This is a genomic window from Termitidicoccus mucosus (assembly GCF_038725785.1).
Lineage (GTDB): Bacteria > Verrucomicrobiota > Verrucomicrobiia > Opitutales > Opitutaceae > Termitidicoccus > Termitidicoccus mucosus.
Genome location: NZ_CP109796.1, coordinates 2,698,366 through 2,712,424, shown reverse-complemented (window position 1 = coordinate 2,712,424; position 14,059 = coordinate 2,698,366). Strand labels below are relative to the sequence as shown.

The window sequence follows — 14,059 nt, the reverse complement described above, 5'->3', positions numbered from 1 at the left end:
AAATGCCCCGGGGCGCCATTTTTAACATAAACGAAACTTTATCTTCCAACACTCGCCGTCATGAAACAACAACCCTTACCCGCCTCGGCGCTCGTCGTCGCTGTTTTCGCCGCCACCATTGTCTTTATTGGGGGCGCTCCCCGCGCAGTCGCGCAAGCCAGCCGCCCTGTCGCCACCGTTGACTGGACTGGCGCTGTTGACTCAAACTGGCTCAATCCCGCCAATTGGAGTTCGGGTGCCATTCCCGGCTCCAGTGACCGCGTTCAGTGGCTAGCCACCGGCACCTCGCGAAACCTCGTCCTATCCTCTGCCAGCGCCTCAAGCGTTTCATATAAGATCGGAGGCTTCGCAGTCACGCCTTCCACAGGCGTTGCAAACATCGCGCTCCAAAGCACCGGCGGCGGCTGGCTCGACCTCGAATTGGACGGTCCCGGGTTTTATTCCTACAACAGCAATAATTATGACATCCCCTACAACCTTACCCTCGGGGACCACACGCGCATCACAGTCACTGCGGCCACCGGCAACTGGTTGACGGCGCGTGGCGGCGGTTTTGGGTGCCAAGGTCAGCATGCAAACCGGCTCGGAAATCCACTTCATTGAAGGCCTCGCGTCTCCGAACATTTATTCGCTGCATTCCGAGCAGGGCACTCTCGTGACATTTGGCAACACCGAGTCCACCATTAGTTATTCTTCCGTCATTTCCGGCACGCTCTACTCCACACGCGCTGGGGCAACGCGCTTCGTTTCGGCGAGGGCGACGGCGATGTCATCGTTATTGGAACAACCGGTGTTGTGGAATTCGCAAATCGTGATAGCGCGGAGATCTATAGCAGAGTCAATCGGGCACCCTTCTCATCAACGGCATCCACAACGGCAGCGTATCCACCATTGGCGACCGCAGGTTAGGCGGCACAGGCCGCATCAATGGAAATGTTGTTCTCGAAAACACTGGACGGCTTGGCGGCGGCGGCACAACGATCGACACTGCGGGCACGCTTACTGTCAACGGCGACGTCACTCTCAGAAATGGGGGGATGCTCGACTTCTATTTCTTCGACAATTCCACATGGAACCAGCTCATCATCGCCGGCAATCTTGCGATAGAAAGCGGCGGTCAACTTTCTGTCGGCATCGGCGCCGGTTCCGAATTCGCACTGCGCGCCGCGGAGTATAAAGTCGCCACTATCACCGGCGCCATCACCGGCGATTTTTCGAACTGGAACCAGAACGCGTTTTCACTCACCTCCATCGCCGAATACGAATTCCGCCCGGCTGCCGGCAGCGAGACTGAAATATGGATTTCGATTGACCGCGCTCCCTTCGCCTCGGTTTCCGGCCTGACGGCCAACCAATTCGGCATAGCCCGCATCGTCGATGACGCCATGGACATCATCCCTGACGAACTCATTCTCTCCCTCGATGCGCAGGTCACCGCGCGCGCCTATGGACAGGTTCTCAATCAGCTCGGCCCGCAAGCCTACCAAGCGTGGTGGCCCGCCGCGCTCATCTCCGCGTCCGCGCTTGGGGAAAGTGTCTCGCACCGCCTCAGCGTAAGCGGAGCGGGGGACGCTGCCTCGAAAAAGTTCAATGTTTGGACGCAAGCCTCGCGCTCCGAGTCCACTGTTTCGACAACCGCCAACAACGAATACTTCAATTTCAAACCCTACGATTTTTATCTCGGCGCGGACCGTGCTTTCGCACCTGGATTTGTTGCCGGTGCCGTCCTATCTTACAACTACACCGATTATCGCCTGGACGATTCCGGTAGCAGTGGCGACTCCTCCAGCATCACCGGCGCGCTCTACGCACGCTTCCGCAAAGCCGCTTTCCAACTCGATGCCCTCGCATTCTACGGCATGGACGACTACTCGGCCGACCGCAGCGTCGTCCGTTCCCGTCTCGGCAGCTACGCCAAGGCCGACACCGACGGCAAGCACTCCGGCTTCCGTTTCCAACTCGCCTACAATATTCCCACGCCGATCCTCGACATTGCGCCGGTCGTCGCCGTCGCCTACACAAAGTGGCACGCGGACCCGTTCACTGAAACCGGCGATACTCTCGTGCCGATCCACGTCGAAAAACAAAGCGCGGAGGCGGTACTCCTCTCCGCCGGTTTCCGCTTCTCTCGCACTTTCGACATCCTTCGCGGCAAGGCGCAAATCCGTCCCTTCCTCAATGTTTTCTACATGCATGACGCCGAAGGGGGTGATCGGCATATCAGGGCAAACGTATTGGATCGCGACATCGAAGTTTTGGCCAGAAGGCTTGATCGCGACGGCTGGCGCATCGAAGGCGGTTTTTCCGTCGATTACACCAACGGCTTTTCGCTCTTTGCCAGCTATGGCAACGACTCAAATATCATTGTCGATCAAACCATCTCCGTGCGCGCCGGTGTCGGATACCGTTTCTAAAAAAACGGGACGATATCCGAGTGAAACTCCGCCAAAGCAACAACAACAACGTATAGTGACTCCAAACATCACAATAATGAAAACCATGCCCTGCGCATCTCAAAATCCCCCCGCCCTGTATCACTATCTAATAGCAGCGGCCAGTGGCATGTTAATATCGTCTTCGCTGGTGATGGCGCAGGCTGTTAAACAATCCGATACAGATCCCGCCGAATCTCATCCCCGCGTCCCGGTTGTTACTACTACAGATAGCAGGCCCTCCGACGACATAATCGTGATGTCGCCTTTCCAAGTGGATTCAAAAAAAGAAAAGGGCTATTTTGCCGAGAACACCCTCGCTGGCAGCCGCATGAAGACAAATATCGCCGACTTGGGCGCATCCATATCGGTGATTACGAAGCAGCAGATGGAAGACACTGCATCGTTGGATATCAATGATGTGTTTCGTTACGAGGTGAACACCGAAGGTTCCTCGACTTATACGCCGGGGATATTGTCAGCCCGGAGCGATGGTGTCGCCGACACGATTGCGGCAAACAGTGGCGGCTCCGGAATCGTGCAAACCAATGCGACCGCCAATCGTGTCCGCGGATTGGGAGTGCCCGGCTCGGCACTGAACTATTATCCGGCCAATCCACAGGTGCCCTTCGATTCTTACAACACGGCATCACTGGAAATTTCGCGCGGGCCAAACTCCATGTTGTTTGGCATGGGCAGCCCCGCCGGCATCGTAAATCAAAGCACCGCTCAGGCCCTGTTAAACAAAAACACCGCACAGGCATCATTCCGTGTTGATGATCGTGCGTCAACCCGTGCCAGTTTTAATTTCAACAAGTCTCTCATAAAAGACACCTTGGCTGTCTATGGCGCATTTGTATATAATGACCAACAATTCGAGCGAAAGCCGTCCTACGATATTACACGCCGCCAATATGGCGCGATCACCTACCGCCCGTTCAAGAAGACAATCCTTCGCGCAAGCGTGGAAGGTTACACGAATGACAATCGCCGGCCCAACTCGATGACGCCGCGCGATTTTGTGACCGAATGGGTAAAGGGCGGGCGTCCGGTTTACGACTCCGCGACAGGGACTTTCACCTCGCTGGACACGGGGGCCGTAAGCGCGCCTTTTGCCATGTCAGCCCGTTCGCCGAGAACGGATGCGACTAGAAACTATATTAAATCACTGCCAGGTTATGATCCTTCCAAATGGAATGTGGTAATCAACGCCTCCGACGTTCCGGAATCCAGCTATAATGGCGTCGCCATCTATGGTACGGGGGCGTTTACAAACGCCAATTCCATATTGTTTGTTCCTGGCATCGCGTCTGGCATACCGAATCTCGGCCGCACAGTCATGCAGATTGCCGATGGCAATTTGGTTGCCTGGTTTACTCCCCAAGCCGTTCAATACCGCACTCAATGGGGCAAAGGCGCAAATCCGGCGGCAAATGCGGACACATGGCCGATAGTCGCTCCCGCTTATCCAAACGCCATTCCTGCTGATAATATCAACGGAAATCCAGTCTGGGATGCCGCCTATAACTCCATCACCACGGCCTCTGGCGGCTGGTCGGCCCCGGTCGATGTCTCGGGATACATGTATTCCGGCGTGACGGACAAAAAAATCTACAACTGGGAGAAGATCAACACGCTTCAGATGAATTATGGCAATGATAGAAACACCAATTATAACCTGGAATTGGAACAGGAAATATTGCCAAATCTTTTGCATTTGAGCGCGGGCTGGCTCCGTCAGGATTTCGATTCATTTTCGAGCCACACGGTTGCGACGCTGGACGTCAATACACTCTATGTGGATACAAACGTGAGATTGCCGGACGGCTCCTTGAATCCGTATCTCGGGCAGGTTTTTGTTCGCGACCAGGACCCGGAAATATACGTGAACTCTGAAACTGCGGACAATTATCGCGCGATGCTTGCCTTCACTCCCGATTTCTCAAAAAATAAAAATTGGACGAAATGGCTGGGGCGTCATCAGATTTTAGGTCTGTTTTCCTATCAGGATGTAACCAAGACTTTGTATAGAAAACGGCCTCAATTTGTGGGTGGCGACATCGCCGGCCAATACCGTTTTATGAACAATCCGCAGAATAATGCGGATGGCACGCCTACCGGTTGGAATTACCAGCAGAATGCCTTGCAGCGCCAATACTACTTGTCCAAACCCGGAGATCCCTATGGCACGGTCACACAGGCTTCCGGCGAATGGGGACGCAATGCATACACCGGTGATATTACTGTCTATAATTACGCCACCAGCCAATGGGAAACGGTTTCGATGACGACGGGCTTGGTGACTCGCAGCGAAACCACGGGAAGGAACCAACGACGGCTCGCGTCGTGGTCCGGTGGCATCACCAGCTATTGGTGGGCCGAGAGGCTGATAACGACATTGGGCATTCGTTATGATGATTATCGCGCACGAGCAATAGCCCAGGAAGGTGCTGCCATTACCGATCCTGTCACTAAGACCGTAATATCCAAGGCGCTGACCAACGCCGAAAAATGGGTGGACGGTGTTTATCAAATCGACAAAGTATTTTCACGCTGGAAGCCGTGGGATGAGTTGAGCGGCACCACGAGCACAATTGGTGGCGTTCTGAAACCTTTCCAAGGTTGGGAAGCGATAGAAAGCCGTGCTGATCGCGGTTCCCTATGGTGGGAGTTTGTCCGCAGTTTTGGCGTTAGTTATAACAAATCAGACAACTTTAATGCGCCCGATGCCGCGCAAGTGGACTTGTTTGGCAAGCCGCTCCCAAAACCCACGGGAGAGGGCACAGACTGGGGCGTCCAATTTTCGCTGTTTAAAAACAAGCTATTTGCCCGCGTGACGTGGTTTGAGGCATCAAATGACAATGAGCGCATAACTGGTGGCAGCGCGATTACCCGCCTGAAGGATCACCTTGATACCACGTCCTTCAGAAAGTGGGCGCGCCAAATTGCGCTCATTAACAAGTTCGGTGATCCAACGGTCGCAAATTGGGCTGGCGGACAAACGCTCACACCGGCAGACGAGCAGGAAATCCAGGACGCCACGGCGACAATCTGGCAACAATCATACAATTATTACGGTGAGATTGGATCCCCGGCTGCATCACAAACTGCAAATGCCAAGGGTGTTGAAGTGCAGGTCACCTACAACCCGCTTCCAAACTGGACGATGAAACTGACCGGCGGCAAGCAAGAGACCAGATACAGCGACGTGCTTAAGGAATACACCGCTTGGTATGCGCATCGAAGCCCCGCATGGGACAATGCAAGGGCCGCGGATTATCTTCTGCCTCAATATCAGCAATACGCAAACTATACAACCAGCAGCGGCGGGAATGTGAATCTCGCCAATTTCTGGGGCAGCTACGGTTTTACTCCAGAAATCGGCATCGACCGCACCGACGGATGCACGAATGTCAGAAATTACTTCAACAACGTGGTTCTTCCCCAAGTAAATACGGCGATTGATCTTGATGGCAGGCTCGCGCCAGGACAGCGCAGATTTCGCTGGGCATTCCTGACGAATTATGTTTTCACCCAATCGGCGTTGAAGGGATTTGCCGTGGGTGGCAGCCAGCGTTGGGAAGACAGATCAGTCATTGGGTACTACGGACGATCCAGCGGTGCAAATACGCTCATCCCAAACTATATTGATAGATCGGATGTCAACCGGCCGATTTACGATTCTGCGAACTGGTACACGGATTTATGGATTAGCTATACTACCAAGATTATGTCTGGAAAAGTTCGCATGAAATTGCAGCTTAATGTGGTTGATGTTTTCGAGGATGGAGGTCTTCGGCCAGTGGCGGTCAATTATGACGGTTCTGTCGCCTCCTATCGTATCGTTGATCCGCGCACATTCATTTTGTCAGCAACATTCGATTTCTAATCGAAACGAGCTCCAAATCACTTCGATAAACTTCAGCCAATCCGACACCTCAATCATGAAAAAAACACGATTCCACATAGCAACTATGGTATTCGCCGGCCTTGCCGTGGCCGCGTCCCCCGGCGCTGTCGCCGCCGACGCGCCGCATCTGAAAAAGCAGGGCACGGTCACGCAACTGATCGTCGATGGCAAACCCATGTTGATTCTGGGCGGCGAACTCGGCAACTCGACTGCCTCGGACCTCAAGTATCTGAACACTCATTGGGGGACGTTCAAGACCATCGGCCTGAATACGGTCATTGCCCCGGTCGAATGGGACCAGATTGAGCCAACGGAAGGAGTCTATGATTTCGCGCCGCTCGAAGGTTTGGTCCAGCAGGCCGAGGCCAATAATATGAAGGTGGTCTTGTTGTGGTTCGGTGCGTGGAAAAATTCGATGTCCAGCTACGCGCCACCCTATATCAAGCACGACTATAAAACCTATGCGAAGGCCCAGGACAACAAAGGCGTGCCGCAAGACATCCTGAGTCCCTACGATCCGGATACCTTAAAGGCTAACCAGCGTGCATTCGGAGCCCTGATGGCTCACCTGAAGACGTTCGATAAAAATCACACTGTCGTCATGGTGCAGGTTGAAAACGAGATCGGCATGCTGCCGGTCGTGCGCGATTACAGCCCCCAGGCGCAGGCAGCCTTTGAGGGCAATGTTCCGAAGTCCCTGATCGATTACCTGCAAAAGAACAAATCGAGCCTTCATCCCTATGTCCGCGCCGTCTGGGCCGACAAGGGCTATAAAACCGCAGGGACGTGGTCGGAGGTCTTTGGCGACAGTATCGAGGCGCAGGAAATCTTTCAGGCCTGGGGGTTTTCGGTCTTCGCCAATGAACTGACCAAGGCTGGCAAGGCGGCCTACGACCTGCCGATGTATGTCAACGGGGCGCTTAATCGTCCCGACCAAAAGCCCGGTCAGTATCCAAGCGCCGGCCCCATTCCCCATGTGTTCGACATCTGGAAAGCAGGAGGTCCGGATATAGACCTGATCGGCCTCGACGCCTATTTCCCGAACTATGTTTACTGGGCCGATCAGTTCAAGCGCCCCGACAATCCCGTGTTCGTTCCCGAAGCCAATCGGGCCGGCAGGACCGACGCCGGCGGCAACGCGTTTTATACTCTGGGCGAACTGGAGGGCATCGGTTTTGCGCCATTTCACATTGAAACGCTGCCCAATCCCTCAACCCATGCCCTGACGGACGCATTCCGGGTGCTGCATCAAATCGCGCCGATCATTCTCGCCCATCAGGGCAGGGGCACCATTCGCGGCTTCAGGGCACCGCTGAGTTATGAAGGCGTGCTGGACGAAAAGCCGCGCATATTCGATCTGAGTGGATACACGCTCACGGTTTCCATGGTCGATTCCAGGACCCCGAAAGAGACACAGGATATCGCCGCCCATGGCGGCCTGATCATCCAGACCGGCAAGGATGAATTTCTGGCCGCCGGCAGGGGCGTAATCATAAGGTTCGCGGATGCCGTCAAATCAGGTTATCGGGTCGGCATCGAACAGATCGTCGAAGGTGAATTTGCCGATGGCAAGTGGGTCGGCGGTCGCTGGCTCAATGGCGATGAAAGCGGCCAGGGACGCTATCTTCGTCTGCCGCCGGAGAAGTTTGGCATCCAGAAAATCAAACTCTATCGCTATAAATAATATAAAAATAGACGGATAAGCGTCGATCCGTTTGGAGGGTCACGGGCCGCCTTATCTTCCGCATGTCTCCGCATGGGGCCGATGTCCTCTCGTCTTGTGAAAGGAGGGCATATATAAAAATGAAAGGTATGAAATATATGATTTCGATATGCAAATACAGACTGCGCCAAGGTTTGCTCTTGAGTGCGGCGACACTCGGACTTCTCTCGGGATTAAGCGCGGAACCGGCTCCACGCTGGATGGAATTTCTGGACCGAGGCGCGGTAGCCGTGCCGGCCAAAGACGGTGGTAATCTGGTGAGCTGGCGCCTGCTGGCGACAGATGCGCCAAAGACGGAATTCGACGTCTATCGAGACGGCAAAAAGATAAATGCCCGCCCCTTGGGCGGAGGCACAAACATCATTGATAAAGCCGGAACGCTGCAATCGACCTATGTGATCCGAACCCGCGTCGAGGGGAAAGACATCGAGACGAGCGGGCCGGTTGCGGTTTGGGCGAGCGGCTATCTCAGCGTCCCCATCCAACGCCCTCCCGGCGGCGTCACACCGACCGGGGAGCGCTATGACTATTCGGCCAACGAGGCCAGTGTCGCCGATCTGGACGGCGATGGTCGTTACGAAATCATCCTGAAATGGGACCCTGCCAATTCCAAGGATAACGCCTTCGATGGCTATACTGGCGAGGTCTATATCGACGCCTATACACTGGACGGCGAGCGCTTGTGGCGGATCAATTTGGGCCGCAATATCCGCGCCGGAGCGCACTACACGCAGTTTCAGGTTTACGATTACGATGGAGACGGGCGCGCGGAAATGGCAGTGCGGACAAGCGACGGGACTGTAGATGGCACCGGCAAGATCCTCGGTGACCCTAACGCCGACTGGCGGGAACCCGGAGGCGAGACACCATCAACCGACAAGACCGGTGGCGTGGTAAAGGCCGATGGGCGCATGGTCGCCCCTTTGCAGGGACGCATCATGAAAGGCCCTGAGTATCTGACGATTTTTGATGGCCTGACCGGCGAGGCCTTGGCCAGCGAACCTTACTGGCCGCCACGCGATCCGCGCACGGATGCGCCGACGGCGGAGCAATTGAAAGAGATCTGGGGTGACGGCTACGCCAACCGATCCGACCGGTTCCTTGCGGGCACCGCCTATCTCGACGGGCAACGTCCCAGTATCATCATGGCGCGCGGTTATTATGCGCGTTCGACAATCGCGGCTTGGGACTGGCGTGACAGAAAGCTGACAAAACGATGGGCGTTCGACAGCGCAACGTCCGGCAACGAAGCCTACGACGGACAAGGCAACCACCAGCTCAGCGTCGCCGACATCGACGGTGACGGGCGCGACGAGATCATCTACGGATCGATGGTCCTCGACGACAACGGCACCGGATTCTGGTCGGCCGGACTGCGACACGGCGACGCTCTTCACGTCGGCGACTTTGACCCGTCAAATCGGGGGCTTGCGCGGTTCGGAGTCCACGAACAGCCCTCCAAAAATGGAGGCATAGTCACGGCGATGATCGACCTCGCAACCGGTAAGATTTTGTGGACCGCCTCCGGCGACCGCGACAATGGACGCGGCATCATCATGGACATCGACCCGCGTTACCCTGGGGCGGAATCTTGGAGCGCGACGGATGACCATGTGCGCGACGTGAAGGGCAACTCAATCGGCACGATCAAGCCGGAAACGAACAAATTCGCAATCTGGTGGGATGGCGATCTCCTGCGCGAGCAACTTGAGAACACCATCATCAACAAGTGGAATTGGCGGGAGCAGCGCTCCGAGCGTTTGCTGACTGGGGATGGTGTGGTTGCGAAGGGCGCGCCCGTGCTCAGCGGGGACATTCTTGGCGACTGGCGCGAAGAGGTGATCTGGGCGGCGGCGGATCATCAATCGCTGCGCATCTACGCGACGCCGTATCCCACCGAGCAACGGTTGGTGACGCTCATGCACGACTCCCAGTATCGCGTCGCCATTGCTTGGCAAAACACCGCGTATAATCAGCCGCCGCATCCGAGCTTCTATCTCGGCGACGGCATGAAAACGCCGCCGGCTCCGAAAATCATCACCCGGAAATTGACCGTGGGCGGCCTCAATGTGTCGCCGCAAGCGAAGAACCGGGCGGACTGGGCGGGCCAGGGCCAGCTATTTGTCGGAGTCAACTACCAGCCGGTGGATCGCTCGCCCGGGCAGATCAAGCTCGACATCGCCTGCATGATAAAGGCGGGATTGCAGGTCGTGCGCATGGGCGACTTGTCCTGGGATTATTACGAGCCGAGAAACGGTGAGTTCACCTTCGAGGCATTTGATTCGGTCATGGACCAGATGCAGGCGGCGGGGATCAAGGTCGTCCTCGATATCGGCGGCTCAATCGCCCCCCAATGGCTGCATCAGGAGTATCCGGGTGCCACGCTCGCCAAGGAAGACGGCACGGCGCTTTACCCGGCCAGGCGGTATATGGTCGATATTTCCAATCCGGATTACCGCCGGTTGCTGCACCGCTTCGCCGATATATTTACCCGGCGTTATGGCAACCACCCGGCCGTCATCGCCATCGGCTACAACAACGAAATGGGCAACGGTTACAGGTCGTTCTCGGAGCCTGCCCGACAGCGTTTCATCGGCTGGCTGAAGGTAAAATACGGCGACCTGCCGGTCCTGAACAAGGCGTGGGCGACGCAACGCTGGTCGCGCAACATCACCGACTGGGATCAGATCCGCATGCCGGATGGCTCCAGTCCCAACGAGCGCTATCTCGACATGCGCCGGTTCTGGTCTGACGCGGCAATTAATCTGTTGAAAGACCTCGAATCCATCCGCCAAAACCATGCGCCCTCCAAGCCCGCACTCTCGAATCTGTGGCCCGACGGGCCGCGTCTCGGCTTCGATTGGCTGTCGAGCTACCGCCAATACGCCACGCATGGCGCCTTTGGATACTACGCAACCAATCCGCTCCATGGCGCGTTCGAGACCATGATGATGAAGGGTGCGATGTCAGCCCCGGTCTGGTTCAACGAATTTCAGGCGGGCGGTGATGGATTTTATGGCGAAAAGGGCCGCTCGCGTATGCTCAGTTATTTGGGCCTGCTGAACGGCGGGCAAGCCGTGCTGGCATGGACTTTCAACAGCCACCTCGGCGGTGAGGAACAGACTATCTTTGGCCTCCTCGACCACGACGACACTCCATCATGGAAACTCGATGAATGGAGCGTCATCTCCAGCGAGTTTCAGACGATGCAGAAACTGGGCTTTCCGCGCGAGATGAATCCCGAAATCGCCATCTCCTATTCATGGGAATCGAGGCAGGCGGCGGACAGGGTCAAATCTTACTATACGACGCCCTACATGGATCATAAGCACAATTCGTATGCGCCGTTGTATAATGACAATATCGATGTGGACGTGATCAACATCGGCCATGAAAACCTCAGCCGGTATAAGCTGCTCGTCATCCCCGGCGAATATCTGATGGGCAAGGCGGCCACCGACGCTGTGCGCAATTACGTCAGGGACGGCGGCACGGTCGTCATGACGGCATCGTCGGCGAAGGTCACCGAGAACAACCAATGGTATAACACGCCTCTGCCGGGCAATCTCAGCGACGTTTTCGGCCTAAAAACCCATGAGTTCTACAATAATCCGAGTCCGCTGACCGGCGCCATCAACGGCGTCGAATTCAAAACCTCTATCAACTTCTACGAAGTGCTCGAAGCATCCACGGCGGAAGTCTTGGCACGCTTCTCCGGCACCGAGGGATCACCCTCGGTTGTCACGGTCAACCGCTTCGGCAAAGGCAAGGCAATCTACGTCGCCGCCCAAACCCAGCCGTCCGTCCTCCAACCCCTTTACCGCCAGCTCTATCAGGAACTCGGCATCAAGCGCGGCCCGGTGACGCCGGAGGGCGTCTATGCCCGCGTCGTCAACGGTCGCATCCTCTACGTCAACACCAACCGCAAGTCGGTCGAGATCGACATCGAGGGACAGAAAAAGGGCGTCCTGTCCGGCAAGAGATGGAGCGGCAAACTCCAGCTCGAATCCAATGGAGTCGAGGTCCTCGAATGAGACCAAGCCTGACGCGCAAAATACGATTAATTAACCCATATTCAAAGACACATGAAAATAATCCGAGTTGTTCTTGTCGCCGCGTGCATGCTGGCATCAAGCATTTGTTTTGCCAACGTCCCCGGTGGCGGCAGCGGGAACGGCCCCGACGTGTCGCTCAAGGATGAGGGCGACAGCATTGTTCTCGACAATGGAATCGTGGCGATTCGCATCAACAAGACGGATGCCTCCGTCAGGAGCTTTATCTATCAAGGCATGAACCTGTTCGAGGGCGGTCACGGCGGCGGCAGATTCTACTGGAGTTGGAATACGCCGGCCTATGGAGGGCCGCACGGCACGGCGATGGTGACTGCCGATCCTGCCTCCAACCATGGCGATTATGCGGAAGTGAAGGTCCACAGCCCCTGGTCCGGCAAGTCCGCCGACGCGGCCATGGATGTTGACATCTATTACAGCCTGAAACGCGGCACACAGGGCTATTACGCGACTGCCATGCTGAATCACCCTGCGACCTACCCCCGCGCCGACGTCGGCGAGTGGCGCTCGAACGCGTATATCAGTCCCATCTTCGACTGGCTCAGTGTCGATGCTCTGCGCCAGAGAAAAATGCCGACATTGGAAGACATGGTCGCCTCCGTGCCGGTGGAGGGTGCGCCAAAGGAGGTGACCTTGCTGACCAGCGGCATTTACGCAGGCCAGTTCGAATGCAAATACTCCTACAGCGCGGACCTGGGCGACCTCAACGTGTGGGGCTGGAGCAGCACCAGCAAACGCGTAGGCATCTGGATGACGATTCCCAGCCATGAGTATTACAACGGCGGCCCCATGAAGCGGGAGCTGACCGGACACATGAACCATGCGCTGTTGAATATGCTCAATGGCTCACACTATAGCCAAGGCACCCAGTTGATTATGGCGGACGGCAACGTCTTCAAAAAGACCTACGGCCCGTTCTTTGTCTATGCGAACAGTTATCAGGGCGCGGCGTCCGATTCGTCATCCAAAGTCGTTGAATCGCTGTGGCACGACGCACAGGCGCAAGCGGTGGCCGAACGGTCAGCGTGGCCTTACCGCTGGTTCAAGAATGCTGATTATGTGCAGGAATCGGGGCGGGGCACGGTCAGTGGCACATTGAAGGTGAGCGATGGCGGCAACCCTGCAGCGATAGCCGCTGGCGCATGGATAGGCTTGGCGCCGGACGACAACGGCACCGATTTCCAGTTGCAGGGCAGAACGTATCAATTCTGGGTAAAAACGTCTGCGGACGGACGCTTCAACATTCCGCACGTGCTCCCCGGCGTTTACCATCTGTGGGCCTTTGGCGCGGGAAATATCGGCACCTTTAAGCAAGCGAATATCGAAGTGAGCGCGGGCAAGGCGCTGGATGTGGGCACTGTGCTGTGGACGCCGCCACGGGTGGCGGACACACTGTGGGAAATCGGCATCCCCGACCGCGATTCCCAAGAATTTCACAACGGCGCGTTTAATTATACGCAGTGGGCGACGTTCGCCAAATCCAGATCCGAGTCCGAAAGCGGTTTGACTTACACCGTGGGCAAGAGCGATTGGCGCAAGGATTGGAATTATGCGCAGTTCGGGCCGACGCCATGGACGATCAAATTCTCGCTGGCCGACAAGCCTGCCAAAGATGCGCCGGCATCGTTGTATATCGCATTGGCGTCCTCGGAAAGCACGTTGATGGTCACCGTCAACGGAACGCAGATAGGCACGTATAAAACGCCGCACCCCGCCCATGCGCCGATTCGCCTTGGCAGCCATGGCCCATTCGCGGAAACACGCATTGCAATCCCACCCGGGTTGTTAAAGCGAGGAACGAATACCATCGCCATTTCGCAAGTAATGGGAAAGGGCAAGACAGGAACCACGCAATACGACTATCTGCGATTGGAAGCCGCAGGAACACGATTAGCCGCGCCATAAAAACACCGTGTAGCCAAAC

6 protein-coding genes and 1 pseudogene are annotated in these 14,059 nt (G+C 56.2%); all 7 read left to right on the top strand.

What is annotated here, in order from left to right; genetic code table 11:
- Positions 1-60: 60 nt before the first annotated feature.
- The 7 genes and pseudogenes from OH491_RS09400 to OH491_RS09375 all read left to right on the top strand — a co-directional run bounded on the left by OH491_RS09400 (position 61) and on the right by OH491_RS09375 (position 14,040).
- A complete protein-coding gene (locus tag OH491_RS09400) occupies positions 61-603 on the top strand; it encodes a hypothetical protein (protein ID WP_342750992.1) in 543 nt (180 codons plus the stop codon).
- 434 nt (positions 604-1,037) lie between these two features.
- Positions 1,038-2,414 carry an autotransporter outer membrane beta-barrel domain-containing protein gene (locus tag OH491_RS09395; RefSeq protein WP_342750991.1) on the top strand — a complete coding sequence of 459 codons (1,377 nt, stop codon included), beginning with the start codon at positions 1,038-1,040 and terminating at the stop codon, positions 2,412-2,414.
- A 76-nt stretch (positions 2,415-2,490) separates the two neighbouring features.
- Positions 2,491-6,321, top strand: a complete 3,831-nt coding sequence (locus OH491_RS09390) for a TonB-dependent receptor plug domain-containing protein (RefSeq protein ID WP_334319670.1) — start codon at positions 2,491-2,493, stop codon at positions 6,319-6,321.
- A 55-nt stretch (positions 6,322-6,376) separates the two neighbouring features.
- The gene (locus OH491_RS09385) at positions 6,377-8,026 is read left to right on the top strand and encodes a DUF5597 domain-containing protein (RefSeq protein WP_334319671.1); all 1,650 of its coding nucleotides are present in this window, start codon (positions 6,377-6,379) and stop codon (positions 8,024-8,026) included.
- Positions 8,027-8,163: 137 nt separating this feature from the next.
- Positions 8,164-10,113 (top strand): annotated as a pseudogene (locus OH491_RS28165) (rhamnogalacturonan lyase); the annotation flags it as partial.
- Positions 10,114-10,119: 6 nt separating this feature from the next.
- Entirely contained in the window at positions 10,120-12,099 is a 1,980-nt protein-coding gene (locus OH491_RS28160; protein ID WP_425429198.1) for a beta-galactosidase, read from the top strand.
- Between the two features lie 51 nt (positions 12,100-12,150).
- On the top strand, positions 12,151-14,040 hold the full coding sequence (locus OH491_RS09375; RefSeq protein ID WP_068772035.1) for a polysaccharide lyase family protein: 1,890 nt from the start codon (positions 12,151-12,153) through the stop codon (positions 14,038-14,040).
- Positions 14,041-14,059: the final 19 nt, after the last annotated feature.

What these genes read in the sequence shown, in the direction of transcription:
- OH491_RS09400 (WP_342750992.1), top strand. Translation starts at nt 61, where the DNA reads ATGAAACAACAACCCTTACCCGCCTCGGCGCTCGTCGTCGCTGTTTTC.
- OH491_RS09395 (WP_342750991.1), top strand. Translation starts at nt 1,038, where the DNA reads ATGCTCGACTTCTATTTCTTCGACAATTCCACATGGAACCAGCTCATC.
- OH491_RS09390 (WP_334319670.1), top strand. Translation starts at nt 2,491, where the DNA reads ATGAAAACCATGCCCTGCGCATCTCAAAATCCCCCCGCCCTGTATCAC.
- OH491_RS09385 (WP_334319671.1), top strand. Translation starts at nt 6,377, where the DNA reads ATGAAAAAAACACGATTCCACATAGCAACTATGGTATTCGCCGGCCTT.
- OH491_RS09375 (WP_068772035.1), top strand. Translation starts at nt 12,151, where the DNA reads ATGAAAATAATCCGAGTTGTTCTTGTCGCCGCGTGCATGCTGGCATCA.